Origin of the sequence: Pseudoalteromonas sp. MMG024, from assembly GCF_021654175.1 — a bacterium.
Classification (GTDB): Bacteria; Pseudomonadota; Gammaproteobacteria; order Enterobacterales; family Alteromonadaceae; genus Pseudoalteromonas.
Genome location: NZ_JAKFZO010000017.1, coordinates 76,810 through 98,940, shown reverse-complemented (window position 1 = coordinate 98,940; position 22,131 = coordinate 76,810). Strand labels below are relative to the sequence as shown.

21 protein-coding genes are annotated in these 22,131 nt (G+C 40.7%); 9 read left to right on the top strand and 12 right to left on the bottom strand.

Translation table 11 applies throughout. From position 1 onward, the window contains the following. Window positions 1-131 precede the first annotated feature (131 nt). Together L1068_RS16200 and L1068_RS16195 are read right to left on the bottom strand one after the other, a co-directional pair. Window positions 132-581: a cytochrome c gene (locus tag L1068_RS16200; protein ID WP_010561374.1), complete on the bottom strand. Its 450-nt coding sequence runs from the start codon at window positions 579-581 to the stop codon at window positions 132-134. A 118-nt stretch (window positions 582-699) separates the two neighbouring features. After that, window positions 700-1,197 (bottom strand): TlpA disulfide reductase family protein, encoded by a 498-nt coding sequence (locus tag L1068_RS16195; protein WP_054979355.1) that lies wholly within the window; start codon window positions 1,195-1,197, stop codon window positions 700-702. A gap of 91 nt (window positions 1,198-1,288) precedes the next feature. Here L1068_RS16195 and L1068_RS16190 point away from each other — a divergent pair, with 91 nt between their 5' ends. Next, a complete protein-coding gene (locus L1068_RS16190) occupies window positions 1,289-1,711 on the top strand; it encodes a YqaA family protein (RefSeq protein WP_237131082.1) in 423 nt (140 codons plus the stop codon). On the opposite strand, the gene folX is transcribed toward L1068_RS16190, so the two are convergent. Genes folX through folM form a run of 3 tightly spaced genes read right to left on the bottom strand, consistent with a single transcriptional unit; the run spans window position 1,708 to window position 3,344 of the window. After that, complete coding sequence (folX, locus tag L1068_RS16185) at window positions 1,708-2,070, bottom strand: dihydroneopterin triphosphate 2'-epimerase (RefSeq protein ID WP_010561371.1); 363 nt, start codon at window positions 2,068-2,070, stop codon at window positions 1,708-1,710. The genes L1068_RS16190 and folX overlap by 4 nt on opposite strands. Before the next feature lie 2 nt (window positions 2,071-2,072). Further along, the gene (folE, locus tag L1068_RS16180; protein ID WP_237131081.1) at window positions 2,073-2,627 is read right to left on the bottom strand and encodes a GTP cyclohydrolase I FolE; all 555 of its coding nucleotides are present in this window, start codon (window positions 2,625-2,627) and stop codon (window positions 2,073-2,075) included. Between the two features lie 9 nt (window positions 2,628-2,636). Continuing rightward, window positions 2,637-3,344: a dihydromonapterin reductase gene (folM, locus tag L1068_RS16175; RefSeq protein WP_237131080.1), complete on the bottom strand. Its 708-nt coding sequence runs from the start codon at window positions 3,342-3,344 to the stop codon at window positions 2,637-2,639. Between the two features lie 488 nt (window positions 3,345-3,832). On the opposite strand from folM, the gene L1068_RS16170 reads away from it, so the two are divergent. Then, window positions 3,833-4,615 carry a sulfite exporter TauE/SafE family protein gene (locus tag L1068_RS16170; RefSeq protein ID WP_237131079.1) on the top strand — a complete coding sequence of 261 codons (783 nt, stop codon included), beginning with the start codon at window positions 3,833-3,835 and terminating at the stop codon, window positions 4,613-4,615. An 11-nt stretch (window positions 4,616-4,626) separates the two neighbouring features. Here the strand turns inward: L1068_RS16170 and L1068_RS16165 are convergent, their stop codons facing one another. From L1068_RS16165 to L1068_RS16150, 4 genes are all read right to left on the bottom strand, one after another. Beyond that, entirely contained in the window at window positions 4,627-4,827 is a 201-nt protein-coding gene (locus L1068_RS16165; RefSeq protein ID WP_237131078.1) for a hypothetical protein, read from the bottom strand. Between the two features lie 9 nt (window positions 4,828-4,836). After that, on the bottom strand, window positions 4,837-5,856 hold the full coding sequence (locus L1068_RS16160) for a GGDEF domain-containing protein (protein ID WP_237131077.1): 1,020 nt from the start codon (window positions 5,854-5,856) through the stop codon (window positions 4,837-4,839). 178 nt (window positions 5,857-6,034) lie between these two features. Continuing rightward, window positions 6,035-9,163 carry an efflux RND transporter permease subunit gene (locus L1068_RS16155; protein ID WP_237131076.1) on the bottom strand — a complete coding sequence of 1,043 codons (3,129 nt, stop codon included), beginning with the start codon at window positions 9,161-9,163 and terminating at the stop codon, window positions 6,035-6,037. Window positions 9,164-9,172: 9 nt separating this feature from the next. Further along, entirely contained in the window at window positions 9,173-10,321 is a 1,149-nt protein-coding gene (locus L1068_RS16150) for an efflux RND transporter periplasmic adaptor subunit (protein ID WP_237131075.1), read from the bottom strand. Between the two features lie 187 nt (window positions 10,322-10,508). Here L1068_RS16150 and L1068_RS16145 point away from each other — a divergent pair, with 187 nt between their 5' ends. Further along, a complete protein-coding gene (locus tag L1068_RS16145; protein ID WP_237131074.1) occupies window positions 10,509-11,783 on the top strand; it encodes an amidohydrolase family protein in 1,275 nt (424 codons plus the stop codon). Window positions 11,784-11,807: 24 nt separating this feature from the next. On the opposite strand, the gene L1068_RS16140 is transcribed toward L1068_RS16145, so the two are convergent. Then, window positions 11,808-12,800 carry a helix-turn-helix domain-containing protein gene (locus L1068_RS16140; RefSeq protein ID WP_237131073.1) on the bottom strand — a complete coding sequence of 331 codons (993 nt, stop codon included), beginning with the start codon at window positions 12,798-12,800 and terminating at the stop codon, window positions 11,808-11,810. Window positions 12,801-12,899: 99 nt separating this feature from the next. Between L1068_RS16140 and L1068_RS16135 the strand changes: the two genes are divergently transcribed. Then, window positions 12,900-13,313, top strand: coding sequence for an MAPEG family protein (locus tag L1068_RS16135; RefSeq protein ID WP_237131072.1), 414 nt, complete (start codon window positions 12,900-12,902; stop codon window positions 13,311-13,313). 65 nt (window positions 13,314-13,378) lie between these two features. On the opposite strand, the gene L1068_RS16130 is transcribed toward L1068_RS16135, so the two are convergent. Next, window positions 13,379-14,122: a helix-turn-helix transcriptional regulator gene (locus tag L1068_RS16130; RefSeq protein WP_237131071.1), complete on the bottom strand. Its 744-nt coding sequence runs from the start codon at window positions 14,120-14,122 to the stop codon at window positions 13,379-13,381. A 187-nt stretch (window positions 14,123-14,309) separates the two neighbouring features. Between L1068_RS16130 and L1068_RS16125 the strand changes: the two genes are divergently transcribed. The 4 genes from L1068_RS16125 to L1068_RS16110 all read left to right on the top strand — a co-directional run bounded on the left by L1068_RS16125 (window position 14,310) and on the right by L1068_RS16110 (window position 17,709). Continuing rightward, window positions 14,310-15,269: an ABC transporter substrate-binding protein gene (locus L1068_RS16125; protein WP_237131070.1), complete on the top strand. Its 960-nt coding sequence runs from the start codon at window positions 14,310-14,312 to the stop codon at window positions 15,267-15,269. Continuing rightward, on the top strand, window positions 15,262-17,142 hold the full coding sequence (locus L1068_RS21985; protein WP_237131069.1) for an ATP-binding protein: 1,881 nt from the start codon (window positions 15,262-15,264) through the stop codon (window positions 17,140-17,142). The genes L1068_RS16125 and L1068_RS21985 overlap by 8 nt, the downstream gene beginning before the upstream one ends. A 107-nt stretch (window positions 17,143-17,249) precedes the next feature. Beyond that, window positions 17,250-17,513 (top strand): hypothetical protein, encoded by a 264-nt coding sequence (locus L1068_RS16115; protein ID WP_010561357.1) that lies wholly within the window; start codon window positions 17,250-17,252, stop codon window positions 17,511-17,513. Between the two features lie 22 nt (window positions 17,514-17,535). Then, window positions 17,536-17,709: a hypothetical protein gene (locus tag L1068_RS16110; protein WP_010561356.1), complete on the top strand. Its 174-nt coding sequence runs from the start codon at window positions 17,536-17,538 to the stop codon at window positions 17,707-17,709. 28 nt (window positions 17,710-17,737) lie between these two features. On the opposite strand, the gene L1068_RS16105 is transcribed toward L1068_RS16110, so the two are convergent. Beyond that, window positions 17,738-19,972, bottom strand: coding sequence for a DUF5916 domain-containing protein (locus tag L1068_RS16105; protein ID WP_237131068.1), 2,235 nt, complete (start codon window positions 19,970-19,972; stop codon window positions 17,738-17,740). Window positions 19,973-20,136: 164 nt separating this feature from the next. Between L1068_RS16105 and L1068_RS16100 the strand changes: the two genes are divergently transcribed. Then, a complete protein-coding gene (locus L1068_RS16100; protein ID WP_237131067.1) occupies window positions 20,137-22,125 on the top strand; it encodes a winged helix-turn-helix domain-containing protein in 1,989 nt (662 codons plus the stop codon). Window positions 22,126-22,131: the final 6 nt, after the last annotated feature.

Below are 22,131 nucleotides of genomic sequence, written 5' to 3'. Positions count from 1 at the left end.
TAAAATCAGACATAAAAATAGGCCACTACTTGCGTTGTGGCCTATTATGAAGCCTCTGAAAGATCGTTCAATTAGCTTAAACGATCTGCATTAAGCATATGCTGACCTTTTTTTGCGATTAACTTAAGCAATTAATCTTTGAAAGACTTGTGACAATCTTTACAGCCTTTTGCCCAAGCGCCAAATGCAGGTTTAATTACTTTTGGGTCACCTGACTGTGCAGCAACTGCTAGTTTATCTGCATAATCAGCGAACGCATTTGCTTTTTGCATAAACGTTTCATTGTCTGACCATACAGCTGCTAGTGCAGACGTATCGCCTTTGTCTGTGCCCGCGTAAAACGCTTCCCAAGGCATTTTTGATAATGCTGCAGCATTGTTAGCACGCATTTGGAAAGTTTCCGCGTTAAATTCAACTTTACCTTTCAACATATCGCCCATATTTGCGATTTGCGTACGGATTAACTGAAACGCTTGTTGACGGTATTCGATAGCATCCTCTGCTTCTTTGAATGCAGGGTTAGCGTTTGCAAGTGCTGGTGCAGCAATTGCAGCTGCAAGAACTAATGTTCTTAATTTCATAGTTTGCCCCTAATATTATTAACTTACCAATTAATACAGCATCCCATTCAATGCTGCAACTGGAAACGACCAATCCGCGAATTTACGCGTTATAAGATTCAAATGATGTATTCTTTTGTTACCAAAGTACTTTTTCAATGGTGTTTGGCGCTTCACCAATCAAGGTTGAAACGACGCGGTTTTGCTTATCTAACAAAATAATGCGTGGCACACCCGCGTTGGCAAATTGACTATAAATTTTGCGCTCTGGATCAGCCACCATGGTGAAGTTAGTTGCAAACTTTTCTGAAAAGTTCACTAAGCTTTGCGCATCTTCTTCTCGACCAATCGCAATAATCTGTAGATCAGGGTCTGCGATAAGTGGCGATGCCATTAACTGTTTAACAAAACGCTGCGAATCACTACACCAAGTGGCGAAAAGTAACACTAACTTGCGCTTGTCTTCGGCCAACTCAACCGTCTCACCTTTCATATCGTTAAATTGTGAGATAGGAAAAGATTCACCTTGAGCAATATAGGTTTCGTAATTGGGTTTCTGGTAGGTGGTTTGATTTTTTGGCGTTTGCGCACAACCTGCTAGCGTTCCTAGCAACATCAGAGGTAATAGGTATTTCATTTATATTCCATATAATTATTTACGCTGGACTCAGTGTTAAAAATTTAGCATCATGCGTCAAGCTATCACTGAGTAATATTTAAGTCCTTGTTTGAGCTACCTATCACTATTTTTTACCGCATTTATTGCTGCAACACTACTTCCCACAGCCTCTGAAGGCATGCTTGCTTATCTCACCCAGCAACAATACAACATTGCTTTGCTGTGGTTTAGTGCAACATTGGGCAACATTTTAGGTAGCTGCGTTAATTGGTGGTTAGGAAAGGAGCTTAATCGCTTTAAAGATAGAAAGTGGTTTGCAGTATCTGAGCAACAACTAGAAAAAGCACAGCAAAGCTTTAATCGTTACGGCAGAGCCAGTTTATTATTAGCTTGGCTGCCCATTGTGGGCGATCCACTCACCTTTGTTGCTGGCATTATGCGGGTGCCGTTTTCTATTTTCGTATTGCTTGTAGCTATTGGAAAAGCACTTCGATACGCCATAGTTATCGCTATGGCGCTACAATTTTTTTAGCTTGGCTTTTGCCATGCAAGTGTAAGCGATACCGAATCAGCAAAGCGCAATGCATGTGGCTTATCGATAGATACTTTGGCAAATGTCACACTTGAATGGCGATGGCACTCTTCAAGTACATCGGCCACCAATTTTTCAAGCAGCAAAAAGTGGCCGTTTTCCACCAGCTCAATCACTGCTTTGGTGATGTCTTTGTAGTTTACCGCTTGGTCTACTTGGTCGGTAACACAGGCCATATCGGCCGGATAATGCACTTCAATATTAATCACTACATCTTGCTTTTTTTCACGCTCTTCAGGGTTAAAGCCAATGTAAGTGCGCAGGCGTAAATTCGTTATATTTATAATCGCATTGAGCATAATTACCCCTTAACTAACTGCAAGAATTCATTGCGTGTTTTTGGATCTTCACGGAAATTCCCCAACATTACAGACGTGCGCATTTTAGAGTTTTGTTTCTCTACACCGCGCATCATCATGCACATGTGTTTGGCCTCAACAATAACACCCACACCTTTCGCGTTGGTAACTTGTTGCACCGCTTCAGCAATTTGATGCGTAAGCTGTTCTTGAATTTGAAAGCGGCGTGCAAACATATCAACAATACGCGCAAACTTTGATAGCCCAAGTACTTTACCATCGGGAATATAGGCAATATGACAACGACCAACAAAGGGTAATAAATGATGCTCACACATAGAATACAGCTCAATATCTTGTATCAACACCATATCGTCGGCATCTGAAGTAAACACTGCATTGTTGGTAATTTCGTCAAGCGTTTGGCGATAACCTTGTGTCAGGTACTCCATTGCCTTGGCAGCTCGTTTTGGCGTATCAAGCAGGCCTTCGCGCTCTGGATTCTCGCCAACCGCTTCAATAATTTGTCGGTAGTTTTCAGCTAGTTTCTTTTCCATTGTTCTATCCTATTTTAGGTGGCGACCACCATCGAGTTGCAATGTGCGTCCTGTCATATAATTGCTGTTTAGAATCATTTCGATACCATTAATAACTTCTGCTGTGCCGGGCTCTAACGCCATAATCGATTTTTTAAGGGTTTTTGCACGGTAAGCATCGTCATCATGGTCATTAAAAATAATTAATGACGGCGCAATCGAATTTACTTTCACTTTTGGCGCTAACTTGGCAGAAAAAGAACGCGTTAAATTATCAAGCGCCGCTTTGCTCGCGGCATAAGCAATATGCTTTGGGCTACCTTTTTCAACTACGTAATCAGTAATATGGATAATATTACTGTGTTCGTCGCTGCTATTTTGTAATAAAGGCATAAGCGCTAAGTTTAATAAATAAGGCACTTTTGCATGAATATTCATCATGTTATCAAATAAACTATTAAAGTCAGGGTTCTTGCTTTCGCAATCCCAACTTGATGCATTATGAATAATCGCACTGAGTTCGTTAGTATGGCTTTTAACTTGTTCTACCAACTTTTCTACGGCATCACTTTGCTCAAAGTCACATGCTAAACAAATAGCGCCAAGCTCCAACAACTCATTTACTGACGCATGTTTAGTGCGATAAGTAATAATCAGTTTGTCGCCTTTATTTAAAAAATGCTTTGCTAAATCAAGGCCAATACGCTGCGCAGCGCCGGTAATTAATATTGTTGCCATATAGTTTTAATAAATTATTGTTGAGGTTTTTTGTTTCTAATTTAACTATAAACCTAACTTCTTGATTTATTAAGTGGTTAAGCAAATTAAACTAAATTACACCGAGATTTATACTGTTTTTCACGACGCTTAGATCTGTAACATGCCATTTATTGATTGCTGGCTTCAGTAAATTCATTTTTGTATTAGGGTCTGTTGACCTTTCAAGTTCGTTTTTGCAACAGCTTGATAGGGTTTTATGCAAAGCAGAAGCTGCGTCGCATATTCTATGTAAGTCAGCCGATAGCACACGCCAAGGTAACGCTTTAATTATTTACCTTGTCTTTGCATCAAATACTTTGCTATTTTGTAAACAATTAAAAATGACAGCGCTGTCCATGGATTTTAAAAACCGAAGCTACCGTCAATACATTCCCCTTTTATTTTTAGCTAGCACTTATATTTGCTGGCTATTCATGCAGGGAATTAACAGTGCATTGGCTAATTTTATGTCGCAAATTAGTATTGCGATTACTATGGCATTCGGGTCATTTGTTGCTGGCGGCACAGCGCTTGGCGGCGGTGCCGTTGCTTTTCCAGTCATGACGAAAGTGCTGGCCATTGAACCTGCTACTGCGAAAGTATTTTCACTCGCGATTCAGAGCTTTGGGATGACAGCTGCCAGTCTCACCATTATATTTAGCGGCATCAAATATTACCGTTCGGTTGTATTGCTTGCGCTTTTTGGCGCATTACCCGGCGTCGCTATCAGCTTGTTGTTTATTGCTGAACTTCTGCCTAGATTGGTCACAAAATCACTGTTTAGCGTCTTTTTATTAGTCTTTGCCATCACCCTGCTTCGTGCTCATTGGAAAGGTAAACAGCAATTAGATATAAACTTAAGCTGTAAAAAGAAAAATGCGTTAGTGGTATTTGTGGCGTTGTTAGGAGGTATAGTCAGCGGCTTGATTGGCTCAGGGGCAGATATCGCTATTTTTGCCTTGTTAATGCTGCATTTTAAAGCTGATTTAAAGGTCGCGACTGCCACGTCGGTCATCGTTATGGCAGTAACATCAGTATTTGCTAGCAGTATAAATTTCTTATATTTAAACGCGATAACCGCGCCAATATCTCAATATGTATTGGCGGCGATTCCGGTTGTAGTGGTAGGCGCACCTCTTGGCGCATACTGCTGCGCAAAAGTACCTAAATCCGTGTTACTAAGCTTTTTGCTACTGCTCATTGGTCTTGAAGTTGCCTTTACCTTGTATGAAATAATTGGCAATTTATAACACTCTTCAGGTTACTCAGGTAAACGTTCAGAGCTGTGTATTTGGTGGTCAAATAGTACGTCATTATCGGCAACATCTAATCCCATACAATCCCGCAACGCTTCAAAACAATCTATGTTGGCTTGCGCCCACATAATATCATCAGCCGTCACTTTAAGACGCCCTTCGCTTTGCGCTCTTTGCATTGCTAACATTTCAATTAACGTTGTCATCGCTGTACCTTAAGCAACAATAATGCAGTTTCTACCTGATTCTTTCGCTTTATACAGTGCTTTATCTGCACGCTCGAGAAGCATTTCACACGATTCACCATCAAACTCAGCTACACCAAAACTGGCTGAAATACTGCGTAATGACTTGCCGGTTTTATTGTCTTTTAATGCCAAACGCTCAATATCGACACGAATTTTTTCTAAATAATTAACCGCTGAGCGCTTATCTTTAAATTGGCTCAAAATACAAAACTCTTCACCACCATAGCGATACGCAGCATTAAGTTCATCGGCGTGTTTCTTTAATCTTTCAGCCACCACTTTTAGTACGAGATCGCCTTTTTGATGACCGAAATCGTCGTTAAACTGTTTAAAATTATCGATATCCACAATGGTTAAATAGAGCTTTAAAACACTGTGGTGACTGTTACACAATAAGTCGAGATCTTCATCGAATGACTTACGATTATTAAGGCCTGTTAAACCATCTTTCGATGCCGCTCTTTTCGATTCATTAAGCTCGCTGCGCAGTTTAGAAATCTCTTGATATGCAGCACGTAATTGCTGCTGAAAACGCTCGGTTGTATGCTGCATGCTTTTTGATTCTTCCGACAGCTTATTAACTAATTCTAAAATATCTCGTTCTGATGCGTCTTCTTTTGAAAAATCGCTCAGCTCTTGATTACATGAGCTCAAAACTTCACTAAAGTCATTGGCTGAATTTAAGGTTTGCCCAACGTTTTTTTCAACCTCTGCAACAACCGCATTAATGTCTTCAGCAACTGAATCAAACAGCTCAAGATCTTTGTCTGATAAAAACTCTTCAAATAAATCCCGTGACAATGCAGGCGGGCAAGTACCAAAGGTTCTTAATGCAGAATCCAGCTTTTGATTTAACTTGGGATGGTTGCCAGATACATAGCTATACCAAAGCGCATAATTTGCGGGGGTAACTGCAATATTGTACTTAACCATTAACGGTACTGCTTTGCGTAAACACTCAGCTGAGTGAGATAAGGTATTTTTCAAACGAAACTCCACTTTATAATCCTTATGCGTTCCGTAGCTATAATTCGTGTACGATTTTTAGCCGCAATATAAGTGTTCTTAAAAAGTGTAGTCGAGGAAAATTGAATTGCTAAAAACTATTCAGATTTATAGCGATTTAAAGCAATTAAAAAAGCCCTAATAAATAGGGCTTTTTCAGTTAATTTTGCAAGCTGGTTTTCCTTCCGAAAAGGTTGGTGGTTTTTTTCCATAACCAAGCAACCCCATTACCAAGATCTTGTAAGATAAGGTACATACATGGCACTAGCACTAGTGTTACCAATGTGGCAAACAGCACCGAGAAGCCAAGAGCAACTGCCATTGGGATAACAAAGCGCGCTTGTAAGCTAGTTTCAAACATAATTGGCAATACCCCAACAAACGTGGTGATTGAGGTCAGTGTAATTGCGCGAAAACGTGCACACCCCGCTTTTGTTACCGCCTCTTTTATCGATGCGCCTTGCGCTCGCATTTGGTTAACAAAATCGGTCATAACTAGGGAGTCATTAATAACCACCCCAGCTGCAGCAATAAGACCAAAGGTCGACATCAATGAAATATCTAAACCAAACGAGAAATGCCCCCAAATTGCTCCCACCATACTGAATGGAATCACCGACATAATAATTAACGGCTGGAAATAACTCTTCAGTGGCACTGCCAGCAAAATATAAACAATAAACATACCAGCTACGAAAAACAGTTTCTGCTCATTGGCCTGCGCTTGCTGCTCTTCAATTGAGCCACCAAGTTCAGATTTTACTGTTGGGAACTGCTCTTTAAGTTGTGGTAATAACTCGTCTTTAACCGATTTAACAACGGCGTCAGGCTCAACCACTTCTTCATCAATTGCGCCCCAAATATACACACTACGATAACCGCCTTCACGGCGAATGTAACTAATACCCGGCTTTTCAACTAAATCAACAACATCACCTAGCATAACTTCTTTGCCGCTAGGTGTTGTGATAACGGTATATTTAAGTGACGAGTACGCTTCGCGTGTTAATTTAGGATAACGCACCATTACACGCACTTCTTCACCATTACGAATGACTCGCTGCGCTTCGCCACCATAAAAGCTTGCGCCTACCTGATTAGCAATATTGGCAAGATTAAGCCCTAGATCGTACGCAACAGGCTTTAAGCTGATTTGCACTTCTTTGCTGGCAGGGTCGATTGTCGAGCTAATATCAAACAAGCCTTTTTGTTGTTGCAGCATAGCAATAAACTGACGGCCTGCGGCATTTAAAATATCGATATCTGGGCCAAATAACAGATAACCAAATTCGCCATCATTACCGCCACCGTTTACATCATCTTGAATATTAATTGATTTAAGCCCCGGAATTTCGGGTAATGCTTCACGCCAACGACGCGATAACTCAAATGTATTGTATGGTCGTAACTCTTCATCAACCAAAGGAACAACAAGTTGGCCTTCAGTACGACCTTGGTTAAACACCAACATGTCGCGGATCATAGTTTGTCCGGTATTTGCTTGGGTTTCTTTATCTATTTGAGTGATCACAGCTTCAATTGTTTGCAGCGCTGAAATCGTTTGCATATCTGAAACGTTATCGTTCATTTCAATACGAATCGTTGGGAAGTCATGTGGTACTTTTGGTGTTGGTACAACGCGCACATAGTTACCTGCAAGCAAACCGACACTAATCATTAGTAACGCAACAAAAACAGCAAATACAGCGTAGCGCCATTCCACACACTTAATAACAAAACGCTGATAAGGGCCATTTACAAAGCCAAAAAATCGCTTGTTAAACTTGGCTCTAAAGCCATCTGCTTTTACTTCACTAAAATGGGTGTGCGCCAAGTGGGCGGGTAAAATTAGCTTAGATTCAATCAAGCTAAAGATTAAGCACAAAATAGAAACTGCAGCGATACTGACAAAAAATGCACTTTCAGGTCCACTTGATAGCGTAAACGGCGCAAATACCGCAATGGTGGTCAGTACACCAAAAGTAGCAGGTGTCGCTACCCGCTGCGCACCACGCACCACACTTGTTACGCCGGGGCCGGACCGTTCAATTTCACTGTAGGCACTTTCGCCAATTACAATGGCGTCATCAACCACAATACCCAGCACCATAATAAAGGCGAAAAGCGATACAATATTAATGCTTACGCCGACCATCGGCATCATCATCATGGCACCCAGGAAGCACACTGGCAGACCCACCATAACCCAAAGTGCCAATTTAAAGCGTAAGAATAGGGTTAGCATTAAAGCTACTAAAATCGCACCTTGAAATAGGTTTTTCAGCATCATATCGAGACGCGCATTGAGGTAATATGTCATATCAACAATGCTTTCAAGCTGCACGCCCGGTGGCAGTGTTTTATTGCGCTCTTCGATATAGCGATTTACCGATTCCGCAACTGGAATCATATTCTGATCTTTCGTTGCTTTTACCGACAAAGAAATCGCATTGGCACCCGACATTTGGAAATAGCGTTCACCTTCAACAAATTCGTCTTTAATTTCCGCAATATCACCCAGCAATACTTTTGCGCCATTGTTGCCCACCTTCACGGGGATCTGACGGAATTCATCGCCTTTATAAAACTGATTTTCCACTCGCACAGAAATAATGCCCGAGTCGGTTTTCAGTTGACCTGCTGAAATGTTGGCAGAATAACGACGAATCGCATCACTTACTTGGCTTAAGGTGAGATTATATTTACGCAGCTGATCGGGTTGAATTTCAACCGCTATTTCATCGTCTGGCGTGCTTAAGTTAACCAGTGACACATTTTTTAATTGCAGCAATTCCGTCTCAACTTGGCGTGCAATTGGTTTTAGCTGAATGAGCGGTAAATCCCCGACTAACGCCATATTGATAACATCTTGCTGAAATTCTATCTGCGAAACGGTAACGGGCTCCATTCCCGCAGGAAAAGTGGCAATGCCATCCACTCTCAGTTTTACTTTATCGAGTACTTCAGCCAAGTTTTTATCAGGGTCGATCTCTAGGGTTACGCTACCGCCATTACGAAACGCACGCGAAATGCTTTTTTCAATTTCAGTAATGTCTTTAATCGACTCTTCAATCTTGATTAAAATGCCTTCTTCAATTTCTTGTGGCGAAGCGCCTGGGTAGTTGGCATTAACCGTAATATAGTTAATTTCAATGCTGGGAAACATTTGTCGCTGAATCGTTGCATAGCTCACAATGCCCATTAAAATAATGAAAAACATCATTAAGTTGGCGGCAACTGAGTTATTGGCAAAAAAGGCAATTAACCCTGTTTGTTGATTGTGTTTCATGGTTTGCCCTTACTTTAGCGCTTCGCTTGATTTACTTGCTGCTAGCTTTACCGCCATGCCCTGCTGCGGGTATTCAGGCAATGTTAGTACTAGCTTCTCATCATTAGTAAGGCCTTTATCAATCAAAAAGAATGCCCCTTCACTGCGCAATATATTCACTTCTTTGGCTTGCAGCTTTTGCTCGTTATCAACAACCCATACAGTACGGTTATTCACAAGTTCTTGTGGCAATTTAAATACTTGCGATAGTTGCTGACCGCTAAACGACACTTCCACATATTTGCCAAATTTTAAGTCGCTACCTTGGCTTTTAAGATTATATGGATCGTCAACCTGAACCACGATATGGCTCATTCGCGTTGCGCTATCAATTATTCCTAAGTCACGTGCAATTTTACCTTGGCGAGCAAAACCGTTAACGCCTTTATAAGAAATATTTACCGGTGTTTCAGCAAGCGGTGAAGGCAAAAATAAACTATCAAAACCAGCAATCGGTAAAATGATTTCAGCGGTTTCAATGTTGTTTAGCTGGGCTACTTGAGTGCCTTTGTTAACAAACTGGCCAACGCCAATATCACGCGAAATAATTAGTGCATCGTAAGGCGCTTTTACTTCGCAATCAGCAAGGTCACGTTGTGCACGCATTAATGCAGCTTGCGCTGATTTCACTTGTGCTTGTGCGCTAAGCACTTGTGGTTTTCTTAAGAATAAATCGGTGCGTGGTTTATTCGGAAAGCGTTTGGCTTCATCTTCCGCAACTTGTGCTTTTGCTTGCTCTTCTATTAATGCTGCTTGTGCACTAGTAAGTGCGGCTTCGGCTTGCAACAATGCAGCCTGATAATTATCTTTTTCAATGGTGAACAACACTTCACCACGTTTTACTAAACCACCCGCGACAAAGTTCTTATGCCAAGACATCACTTCGCCCGAAACTTGCGCCGCTAAACGCGTTGTTTCTAGCGGTTTTACCTCGCCAAAACTGGTTAGTACAACTTGATGCTCAACCGCTTTTAATGTTGAAACACTTACCGTAGGACGGGTATCAACAGGCTTTTTCTCGCCATCATCGGCGGCACTTGCTTTGATTAAACTAAAACCTAAGGCTCCGATAATAAAAATACCGATTGGTACTAAAATTTTGACGAGTAACGCTTTCATTTATGACTTCCTGTTGATTTTATGCACGCTAAATATAACTCAATTTTGCAGATAATTTTAGCCTATATCCATGATGTTACGTTTATTTTCGCCGTGTGGATTTTTAACTTGGTTAATTATCGAGTTTTTCTTCACTATTGCGAACAGCTATGGGATAACAAATAAAAATCAGCAGGAGTTTGTAATTATGTTTAAACGTACACTTATTGCGTTAGCAACACTCAGTAGTTTTTCAGCAATGGCGGAGCAGCTCGTATTAAATGCCGATGCCGCACTCGATATCAACACAGGTAAATTAATTAAACCGGCCACACTGGTCATTGAAGATAATAAAATTGTGAGCCTTAGCAAAAGCAATCGTAAAGCTTACGCACCTGATGCCAAAGTAATGGAACTAAAAGGCTACACACTATTGCCAGGGCTTTTTGATATGCATGTGCATTTAACAAGTGACGCCCAAGTACACGGTTACAAACGCCTGCAACGCACTACGCAACGTTCTGCAATTACCGGTGTGCGTAATGCAAAACGTACATTAGAGGCAGGTTTTACATCGGTACGTAACCTAGGCGCACCTGGTTACGCCGATATCGCGCTAAAAGATGCAATTAAAGATGGCGATGTACCCGGCCCTCGTATTTTTGCGGCTGGGCCAAGCCTAGGCGTTACTGGTGGCCACTGTGACAATAATTTATTAACCCATGAACATGCGGTGACGAGTCAAGGTGTTGCCGACGGCCCTTGGGCAGTGCGAGCAAAAGTGCGTGAAAACATCAAATACGGCGCTGATGTTATTAAATTTTGCGCTACGGGTGGCGTGCTATCAAAAGGCACCAAAGTGGGCGCACAACAGTATTCGCAAGAAGAAATGACTGCGATTGTTGATGAAGCCCATTTACGCGGCCTAACGGTAGCAGCACACGCCCATGGTACCGATGGTATTAAATCGGCAATTAAAGCAGGTGTTAACTCGGTTGAGCATGTCAGCTTTGTGGATGATGAGGCAATCCAGTTAGCGCTTGAAAAAGGCACTTACTTCTCGATGGATATTTACAATACTGAATATATTCTTAGCGAGGGCAAAAAAGCCGGCATTCTAGAAGAAAGTTTGAATAAAGAACGTAAAGTAGGATCGCGCCAGCGTGCAAGTTTCACTAAAGCGGTAAAAGCTGGGGTGAATATGGTGTTTGCATCTGACGCAGGTGTATATCCTCACGGTGACAACGGTCACCAATTTAGCCGCATGGTGAAATTTGGCATGACTGAACTACAAGCGCTACAGGCGGCTACCATTAATGCCGCAACGTTACTTAAACAACAAAATTCTCTTGGTTCGCTAGACGCTGGGAAGTTTGCCGATGTGATTGCGGTAAAAGGCAATCCTCTTGAGAACATCAGTACAATGGAACAGGTTGAGCTTGTTATAAAAGACGGCAAAGTTGAAGTTAATTTAATGAAATAAAAAAGGGGGCACTTGCCCTTTTTTTTACAATTCAAAAAACTCTTTATTTCTACGGTACTCGCCCATACCAACGCCTTTATGTTTAATAAATAATTTACGAAACGCGGCATCATCTTGATAACCTAAACCCAACGCAATTTGCTGCGCCGTTTTATTGGTTGTTTTTAACAAACCACACGCGCGTTCAATGCGTGCAATTTGCACATACTGCATGGGCGCAACGCCTAACAGCTTTTTGAATCGACGAGTTAATGTGCGCTCACTAATATTAAGCTTATACGCCATAGTGGATACATCAATACTGCTATCCAAGTGATCGCAGATCCACTGCTCTAGCTTTCTCATTTCCCCATCTTGGTGCTCAGGTAAATCATTTAACGCAAAAAATGCGCTTTGTTTTACCTGCTCCGTATCTATCAATAAATAACGAGCAACTGTATCGGCAATATCTTTACCTAAGTAATGACGCACCAAATACCAAGTTAATAGCAGGAAGCTCGATGTGGCACCACAGGTTAAAAACTTACCATCAAGTCGCAACATTTCACTCGTATCGAGTTTGCATCCTTTTATGTGACGCTGAAAAAAACTATCTAGCCACCAGCTAGCGGTAATTTTTTTATCAGCCAGTAAGCCTGTGTGCGCCAGCAGCGGAACAGCAGTGCACCCCGACATTACCAGTTCAGCATTTTCTGCGAGCTTAACAATATGCGGATGAAACGGCTTTAGGCTTTTGCATAGCTGCCAGAGATCCTGATCGCTGCGGTATTGGCTGCCAGGCCAAATCAACACATCAAATTCACTGGTTTCTTCAAGCCATACATCCGCTTTAAACACCAACCCTTGGCTCGATTCTACGTATTTTTTATCGACACCGATTAACTGCCAACTAAAGGCATCTGCATTTGCGCCAGTGCGTTTTTTGTATACACCATTCGCCACATTGAGTACATCAATTACACCTGTAACTGCGGTTGCCATCACACCTTGATTAACCAATATACCAATTTTATGCATGTCTTTAATTAACCTTTTTTAGTCAGTTAAGACACGTTATAGCAAGCTTTTTAGCAATACACTAGGTCTTACCGTGTTTACTTAAGGAGAAAAAGACACATGATTTGGATATACGGCCCTATTTTGGCACTGCTAGTACTGACCTTTAGTTTACTGATCCGCGCAGCAGCAAAGCGCATTCTTGCAGTGCGTAAAAAACAGCTAAATTATAAAACCGTACAAAATCTCGATTATCGCGAAATGCCACAAGATATTCTGTTAGCAGGGCGCAGTTACGACAATCAGTTTCAACAGCCAGTTTTATTTTTTATGCTATTAGGCTTTTTATCGTTTCATTCTATTGAAACATTCACTTGGATAATTGCAGCTTGGTGTTATGTTGCGCTACGGTTTTGGCATGCCTTTGAGCATATCTCTGCACGTAATTTAAAAAAGCGTACCTATGCGTTTGGCTTAAGTGCACTATTACTTATGGCAATGTGGATGACGTTTTTATTAACTCAGTTGCTCTAAGGTAAAATGTTAAGCACTTAATAAGCCATTAAGTGCTTTAACATGATCGGCTTACTTTATTAACCCTAGTTCAGTTTAAATAATCGCCTTTCTAATACAAAACCCATAATGCCTGATGCAAATAACAGTACGCCAAGTACTTGCAACCATGAATTAACTGGGCGGCGAATCTTTTTACTCATTAAGTTATCAAGCTTATAAATGCGTCTGCCCCCTGCGACTGTTTCGGTATAGCTTGGGCCTTTATATTCGGGTGTCATTTGCACTAATGTAACGCGACGTTTTGCCATTTCTAAGCTTAAGGATTTATGTTTTTTCTGCCTTTGTAATGCCGACAACTCCTCACCTGTATTTAAATAATACCTTTCCCACCGCGAAAATATATCTGCTGGTTCATCGTCTTTCACTACGCCAATCGATTCATAGTGGTAAACATACTCATTAAAAATAAGTTTGCTGTAACCAATAAAAAATAAGGTCGCTGCCAACACAATGCTTAAGCTAGCTGCCAATAAAAAGTTGCGCCTTTGCGCAAATTGGTTTTGTGATTTTTGTGCAGTAAACTGCTCTATATCAGGAATTTGCTTTAGCCGTGACATATCATTTTGCACTAATTCGTCTGTTACAAAGTCATTTAGTGACACCTGAAACGCAACGAGTATTTTACGAAAGATATCATTCGATGGTAACGATTTATCATTTTCTAACTTTGATAAATACGATTGTTCAATACCGGCTTCAGCTGCTAATTCAGGTTGGCTTAACCCTTTTTCTTGTCTTAACTGTTTAATCTTTTCGCCTAATGTCATTTTATATTCCTTAATTCGTTAATTGTCCGTCGCTGGCCAGCAAACACGCTTATTCTTGGCTAGTCATTGGAAAATAAACAGCTGAATATTTTAGAATATTGAAGAATTTCATATTTTTACTTTGATTTATACCACTTATCATAAGGTTTTCTATACTAAATAAAAAAGCGTTAGGCGAAGACAAATAATGAAACCAATCCACCTGATACTACTTATTTTAATAAGCCTGTTATTGAGCTCATGCTCTCAGCCTCATAATCCAAAAATCAAATTGGCAATCAATCCATGGCCAGGGTACGAGTTTTTATATTTAGCGAATGAAAAAGGGCTATTTAAACAAGCAGGATTAGATATAGAAATAATTGAAGCACCGTCACTGGCTGAAGTAAAACGCTTTTTCAGACAAGGCAAAGCAAATGCCATGACCAGCACCATGATCGAAGCTGTATCATTAGCTGCGCAGCATAAAAAATCAATATCCATTGTATTAGTGACCGACTATTCAAACGGCGGCGATATGATTTTAGCAAAGTCAGACATTAGTGAATTTAGCCAAATTAAAAATAAACGTGTAGGTGTTGAGCTTGGTTCGCTAGGCTCGTTCTTTTTGCATCAAGCCCTAGCGAAACACGACTTGGCGCTGAATGACATTGAAATGCTAAACATCGAGCAGCTTGATGCGCCCGACGCATTTGATAAAGATATCATTGATGCTTACGTAACATACCCGCCCTATTCCAACTTATTATTAAATGAGTTTGAATTACAAAAGGTATTTGATTCGAGTGAAATACCTAAAACAATTTTAGATGTGGTAACGGTTTCAAGCGAGCTAGTTGAACAAAACCCAGAGTGGATAACACGCTTTCATAGAGCATGGCAAGCGGCGCTTGATTACGCAAAGCAACACCCCATCGAAGCAAACAATATTATGGCTAAACGTGAAGGCATCAGTGCGGATGAATTTGCCGCAGCTTTTCAAGATTTAAAAGTCTTATCCGCAAATGATCAACGAGAGATACTCTCGCCAAAAGGCTTATCGCAAAACATGCAGCAAGTGTGTACTGTGCTAAATGAAACAAATAGTATAAATTTTGAGTGCAAAGCGCTCTCGCAGTTTTTATCTATAGGGAAAATAAGTGACTGAAGGCTTAACGCTCGGAAAGCGAATAACTTTACTGCTCAGTATTATCTATATCACCGTGTTAGCGGGGTTAGTATTGTTTAATAAACACAATGCAACCCAGCTTTCTAAAGCAATGATGAAGCATGAAGCCGAGTTAATTATTGAAAGCATTGTTGTTGCCACAGCCAACCGTATTAGCATCGCAAACTTTAAACGAGTTACAAGTGCAATAGGTGCAAACGACGCGGTAGATCATGTTCTTATTGCTAAAGCAGATTCAGGGGTTATTTTAGCAAGCAACCAAGCAGAATTAATTGGCGAATCATTTACCTCTTCTCATTTTCGCTTTAGCCAATTACTCGATAACCTAAACTTTAACCAAGCGCCCGACTACTTTTATTTTGATAACCAACTAATTTATTTAGCCAGCTTTGAAGCGGTATCAGAAGACCGCCGTTCACTTGAAGATCTCATTGTTATTTTGGTGATAAACACTAAACAATTAGGCAACTATATTGCACTGTCTAACCAATATATTTTCTTCGCTGCCCTATTTGGCTTTTCAATCACCATGGCAATGAGTATTTATGTGATTCGCTCCCAAGCAATTGTGCCGCTATATCAACTCTTAAAGTCTATTCGCGCTGGTATTAAATCTCGTAAACCCAAAAAAGTATCTGTTCAACGCAGCGATGAAATTGGCGAACTGGTCAATGCATATAACGATTTACTCGATAATTTATTATCCAAGCAGGCCGAATTAAAGAAAGAAACCGAAAAAAGCCAATTGGCCGCGCAAGCTAAGTCAGATTTCCTCGCGGTCATGAGTCACGAAATTCGCACGCCGTTAAATGGCGTACTTGGCACAGCAACACTGCTTGCCAAAACATCAATGACCGAACAACAACAGCAACAACTTGATGTAATTACCAGCTCGGGGCAGCAATTGCTCGCGACCATTAATGATATTTTAGATATCTCGAAAATCGAGGCAGGCAAACTTGTATTGCACCCCGTGGCGTGTGAAATCAACCAAATGCTAAAAAACGTTGTCGATATGTTTAATGTATCGGCGATGGAAAAAGACGTTAGTATTATCGCAAATTACACTAATCAAACATCTTATGTGGCACTTGATGATGTGCGCGTAAAACAGGTATTAATCAACTTAATTAGTAATGCGATTAAATTTACCGAGCAAGGCACTGTGTCGGTGTCGGTAGAATTAACCGCAACTGGGCAAGGCAAATATTTACTCACCATCACGATTGTTGATACCGGCATAGGTTTAAGCGAAGCGCAAATTGACTCCTTATTCACTAAGTTTGTTCAAGCAGATGCCAGTACAACCCGTAAATATGGCGGCACTGGCCTAGGTTTAGCCATTTGTAATGCCCTAGTAAAACAAATGAATGGCGCAATTGAAGTTGCCAGTAAACTTGGTCAAGGATCACGTTTCGTTGTGACTCTACCGTGTGATGAGGCTGAAAAACCAAAGCTAAATCTAGACGCCGCACACACTATTGAAAAAGTAGTCAATGCAGCTATTTTACTGGTAGACGATGTGCCACTAAACCAACATATCGCAAAAGCGATGCTTGCTGAGCACACTGTGACAACAGCAAATAATGGTCTTGAAGCCGTGACGAAAGCAAAAGAGCATCGATTTGATATTATTTTAATGGACTGCTTAATGCCTGAATTAGATGGCTTTGATGCCACTAAGCAAATACGCCAATTTGATACAAATACCCCAATTATTGCGTTAACAGCCAGCAACCAGAGTGAAACCAAAGATAAATGTTTAGCCGCTGGTATGAATGACTTTTTATCTAAACCTTTGGTTGAGAAAGACTTACTCAATATGATCAATCAATGGGCCAATCGCCCATAACCCAGGTTTAATAAATCCAGTTATCACCGAATATCGCCTTTAAACACTTTTAAGCTCATCGTTTTTAATTTTTGCTTAGTCTAGCCTTAACGAATTAAGGAGGCATTATGCTTAAAACATATAAATTAGTGTTAGCTGGACAGCAAATACGCTTAACAAAAAATGATCAGCAGGATGCAAAGCTTTATATCAATGGACAAAAGCAAACCTTAATTAAGCAGTCATTTAAAAATCGCACTAACTACTTAGCTAAGCTTGAAAAAATGGGTGATTTTATTATCAGCCAGGTAACAACTCGATTAGGCCAAGAAATTCGCTTTTATTTAAAGTCGGCAGGCCAAAATCAGTTGCTATTTAAAGCCAACGCGTAAGAAAACAACTGAAGGAATCGATATGTTTTCAACTGTTACTCACTACCTAATTTTAGCGGCACTGCTTATCACCGCTATTTTCTTTTATACCGTTTCGTTTCAAAGCGGTACTTTTTTGGTAATTATATTAGGTGTGTTGTTTGAGCTAGCGTTTTGGATAAAACTTGTAAAAGGTAAGAAAAAAGCAAAAACCTAGGGCAGTTAGGTTTTTGCTTTGATGTTAGCTAAAACAGATAGCGCACTTTAAATGTAACAAACTCTTGATCGGGCTGCTGCCAATTGCGCTCTAATGTTGCAAAGCGGTTATTAGTTAAATCCCGTTCAATTAATTCGTTACCACCACGTCCATAAACCAAATAAATGTCTGAATATGCGCCCATTTTATAGCGCAGTTTTAGTTGCAAGTTGAAACGCGAGTCATCAAAGCTGGTATCGCGAGTATCGGCTTGCAAACCATTTTGTGAAACACGATAAACCTGCTTACTTTGCGCCTTCAAACTCGCCCATTGAAAGGTCGAACTAAATTCAAGGTTATCTAAAATTAAACCTGAAATTTTAATGTGATTTGCATAGTAATCTCGGTCGTATTCAGTAATCACATTTTGTTGATTTGCTACCAACCAGCCATCACCAGTACGGAAGTAATTGTTAAATGCAATGCGCCAATTTGGGTGAGGCATTAACGTTAAATCAACAGCATACTGATCAGCACGGCCATTTAACCCCTCTTGATCATTTTGGTAACTCGCTGCCCAGCTAAACATACCTGTATAGGGGCTTATGTACATCACGCGCGAAGTCCAATTATCATCAACATAAACTGCATCCGTGCCATAGCCTAAGTTATCGTGCCATGCTCCCGCATAATAATTAATTATGGTTTCAAATTGGCCGCCATTTTCTAAATTTAAGTTGACTAAATATTGCTGATTACTGGTTAGCTTTAAGCCATTATCATCGGTGTGATAATTAATACTGGCCTTTTGTAGTACGCGATTAAACCACTTATTCTCAGTGTTGATAGCATGGCTAAAGTTGATTTCACTGGCACGCCAATTATTACGTTCGCTGTATCCTAAGTCATTATTATCAAAACTATCATCAAGTCTTAGGTAATTAGCTGAAATTGATGTGTTTACATTAAATTGGTACTTTGCATTTAGCGATATACCAGTACCTTGTGTGCTTACTCCCTGCTCGCTTATATCCGTATGCATTAATGCAACCTGACCTGACCAGGTATCACTTTGATACTGACTATCCCAAGCGTAACTGTAGGCATCTCTATCTAACCATGGGCGCTTGGTTTTAGTTGCAAGCACACCGGTTTGCCAATTTTGCTGCGCCGTTTGCTGGGTGTAATTAATGCGTCCTGCGTAAAAGTCTTTACCCGCGTCTGAGGCTAAATTATCTTCCGCTACAACAAAACCCGCCAACTGCAAATTTTCGCCTTGATGGACAAAGCGCGCAGCCACATCAATAGGTGTGATTAATTCACTGTTATCATCACTGCCCGCACCAATACGACGAGTGTGAATAAGCTTTGTATTTCGCTCAGACGGAATGCTAAACACGCTAATATCTTGAGTGAAAAACGGACGCTTATCGGTGCGTAATGTTTCCACTGCGGAATAATTCAGCACCACCTCGTCACTGTCGACCTGACCAAAATCAGGATTCACCGCAACACTTAGCTTTTGATGGTGATTCGGCTTATAGACTAAATCAAACCCTAAGTTTGCATCGCCATCATTCGCCACAAAATCGTTTGAATAGCTGGCATAAGGCACAAATGCCCACTGCTGACTCTGTGGTATTTTCACCTGTACTTTTGGCATTTCAATATAAAAATCGCTATTGCCGGTAGTTTGTGGCTGCGAACCATAAATATAGTTTTTAGCTAAATCATAAAGCTGAAGCGATACACCCACTTGAGAATAACCGCTGTCATCTTGTTTATGGCGAAACGACACTGCATGCCATGGTATAAACGCTTCTATCGACCAAAAATCATCGGCTTCATAAAATGCAGACTGCCAAGCGCCATCCCAATCATAGTCGGTTGCTAATTGCGGCGTTAGTACTGCATCTTGAATACCGCCCCCCAGCGTTACCGCAAATAAATACGCGCCACTACCATCGCCTGAAAAATCGATAACAAAGCGATTGAAGTCAGCTTGCATAAACGCATCTTGCAAGTTGTATTGCTTTTTACGCTGCTCCCTAGGCTGATAATTAATCATGCCGATATACATGCCTTTTTCATCGCTGTAGACTCGCCCTTCCACTTTATTTTTATGTTCTGACAAGGTGGCTGGCACTACCTGATAAAAGGTTTGGTATTGAGTGGCATCCTGCCATATATTTTCAGCGAGCTGACCATCTAATATGATTGCCGATTGCTCGGCCAGTGTGGCAAAGCTCACAAGTGTAAAAGAGTAAATTAACGGATTTTTCATAACGGCTCATATGCGGTTTATTTGCATTACATATCAGCAGAAAAAGCTGCTTAAAAAGCTGATTTTTTTCTTAATAAAGCTGCTAGAAGTCTTATATTTATTGACTTTAATCTGCAAAACCGTATTTTTGTTATTAAAACTATAAAAGGCCTGTTTAAACAGCTATGGAAAACGCTCATCCCCCAAGACAAGGTACATTTAGATTTGCAGAGTTTGAATTTAATGCATCTAAAGATGAGCTTTGCCTGTGGCAAACAGGCCAAATAGAAAAACTTGAACCGCAAGTGTCTCAGTTACTTGCAATGCTAATAAATAATGCGCAGCAAGTTATTTCAAAAGAACACATTCAAACCGCGTTATGGCCAAACACCATAGTTGAACAAAACAGCCTGTATCAACTGTTAACTAAACTGCGAAAACTACTAAGTGATAGTTCACGCAATCCTCGCTTTATAAAAACAGTGCCGAAAAAGGGTTACTGTTTTATTGCCGATGTTGAGCTTGTTAGCAATGCGCCAGCGCAAGTAAAAACCATAGAACGCAGTAGTCGAAAGTTTCACCCACTATTAGCGGTGCTGCCGATTTTAGTCGTGTGTTTTAGCGTTTGGGCGTTTTTTAATAGCCAAGAAAGCGAGTTTAAAATTCCACATTATGAACTTCATGATGTGAGCTACGATTTAGGGTTAGAATTTGATGTCAGCGTACATCGCGAACACGATTTAATGGCATATATAAAAGATATTAAAACCCTCACCATTACAGATAAGCAGGGCCAACAGTTATTCAATCGCACTTTTGCGCATCGTGTTGGTTTTCCCGCTTGGCAACACAAAGGAAAGCTATTAGCGTATTGGCAATTTATTGAAGATAAATGTGAACTTTCAATTATTTCACCGCAAGGTGCCACCAGCCATCGCGCTAACGGCATCGTGTGTGAATCTGCAAAACCGCCTGTTTGGAAATCAAATGACGAGCTTATTTTAAGCATCTTACAGCAAGGTGTATTAGTGCCCTACCTGTACCGCATTGGTACCGAAGAACTCATTGCGATGCCACTTGAGCGCCCTGCCCAAGCTGAATATAAAGGGGCTATTTCGGCATGGGATAATCGTGTTTATTTTCTATTTAATTATATTGACCATACCAGCAAGCTGGTATCACTCGATGGCAAAGAAGCGCTTAGCTGGCCATTTCCAGTTTGGCTTGTAGCATATAATCCAAATAACGGTGCCATTGTCAGTAACGATGAAAGTCAGCGCCATAATTTAATAGCAACGCACCGCGATGGCCAAAGCTACCCTATTTACAACACCGCTCAAGGTCTTTTCACCAGTGCTTCAATTGATAAAAACGGTGATATCTACACCGCAATTGAAAGCTGGCAGGTGAATATTCGAGATAAAGACAACTTGCCGATTTTCTCAACCTCAAGCATCGATTATTTACCTGTCAGTAATAGTTTAGGTGAAACCGCATTTATGTCGCGCCGCAGCGGCGTGTGTGAAGTATATTTGCATGCTGACAACAAGGTATCGCGCCTTTCTAATCACAAGGGCTATGAATACGTTAAGTTTTTAGAATGGCGTCCGGATTTAAGCATGCTGCTGTCGAACCGCGATATGGATTTAGCGCTATATGATCGCAAAAGCCTGATTTTGCAGTTTACCACTGAGCTAAATAGTACCATAAAAAATGCCGGCTGGTATGATATGCAAACGGTTTACGCCTTTGATGGCACCAAAATACAGCTCTATGATTTACAAGGCAGAATGCTTAAAAGTATTGATTTAAATGCACAGTTTGCCTATTTCGATAGCAGTAACAGCCGCTGGTTAGTACTACAAGACAATCACTTAATTAGCAAAATAGATTTAACTGAAAACGGCGAAAACCTAGCAAAACTTAGCCGCGAGCAAACGAATTTATTGCACAACATTCGCATTAAAAACAATGCACTGTATTGGCAATCATCATGGTCAAAGCAAGATAAAATTTGGCGACTTGATCTTACTAACCCAAGCGATATTACACTGGTAAAACAAGGTAATTTAATTTGGCATTTTGATATTGATCCGTACGAGCAACTCACTATCGCACGCATGGAAGCTATCGAAGGTGATATTAAGCGCTTATCGCCAGAGCAAATTAACTAACTCGAT

Bases quoted from the DNA above. Each gene is read 5' to 3' on its own strand.
- L1068_RS16145 (WP_237131074.1), top strand. From the start codon at position 10,509: ATGTTTAAACGTACACTTATTGCGTTAGCAACACTCAGTAGTTTTTCA.
- L1068_RS16115 (WP_010561357.1), top strand. From the start codon at position 17,250: ATGCTTAAAACATATAAATTAGTGTTAGCTGGACAGCAAATACGCTTA.
- L1068_RS16110 (WP_010561356.1), top strand. From the start codon at position 17,536: ATGTTTTCAACTGTTACTCACTACCTAATTTTAGCGGCACTGCTTATC.
- folX (WP_010561371.1), bottom strand. From the start codon at position 2,070: ATGCTCAATGCGATTATAAATATAACGAATTTACGCCTGCGCACTTAC.
- L1068_RS16165 (WP_237131078.1), bottom strand. From the start codon at position 4,827: ATGACAACGTTAATTGAAATGTTAGCAATGCAAAGAGCGCAAAGCGAA.
- L1068_RS16150 (WP_237131075.1), bottom strand. From the start codon at position 10,321: ATGAAAGCGTTACTCGTCAAAATTTTAGTACCAATCGGTATTTTTATT.
- L1068_RS16195 (WP_054979355.1), bottom strand. From the start codon at position 1,197: ATGAAATACCTATTACCTCTGATGTTGCTAGGAACGCTAGCAGGTTGT.
- L1068_RS16155 (WP_237131076.1), bottom strand. From the start codon at position 9,163: ATGAAACACAATCAACAAACAGGGTTAATTGCCTTTTTTGCCAATAAC.
- L1068_RS16100 (WP_237131067.1), top strand. From the start codon at position 20,137: ATGGAAAACGCTCATCCCCCAAGACAAGGTACATTTAGATTTGCAGAG.
- folM (WP_237131080.1), bottom strand. From the start codon at position 3,344: ATGGCAACAATATTAATTACCGGCGCTGCGCAGCGTATTGGCCTTGAT.
- L1068_RS16140 (WP_237131073.1), bottom strand. From the start codon at position 12,800: ATGCATAAAATTGGTATATTGGTTAATCAAGGTGTGATGGCAACCGCA.
- L1068_RS16135 (WP_237131072.1), top strand. From the start codon at position 12,900: ATGATTTGGATATACGGCCCTATTTTGGCACTGCTAGTACTGACCTTT.
- folE (WP_237131081.1), bottom strand. From the start codon at position 2,627: ATGGAAAAGAAACTAGCTGAAAACTACCGACAAATTATTGAAGCGGTT.
- L1068_RS16105 (WP_237131068.1), bottom strand. From the start codon at position 19,972: ATGAAAAATCCGTTAATTTACTCTTTTACACTTGTGAGCTTTGCCACA.
- L1068_RS16170 (WP_237131079.1), top strand. From the start codon at position 3,833: ATGTCGCAAATTAGTATTGCGATTACTATGGCATTCGGGTCATTTGTT.
- L1068_RS16200 (WP_010561374.1), bottom strand. From the start codon at position 581: ATGAAATTAAGAACATTAGTTCTTGCAGCTGCAATTGCTGCACCAGCA.
- L1068_RS16130 (WP_237131071.1), bottom strand. From the start codon at position 14,122: ATGACATTAGGCGAAAAGATTAAACAGTTAAGACAAGAAAAAGGGTTA.
- L1068_RS16125 (WP_237131070.1), top strand. From the start codon at position 14,310: ATGAAACCAATCCACCTGATACTACTTATTTTAATAAGCCTGTTATTG.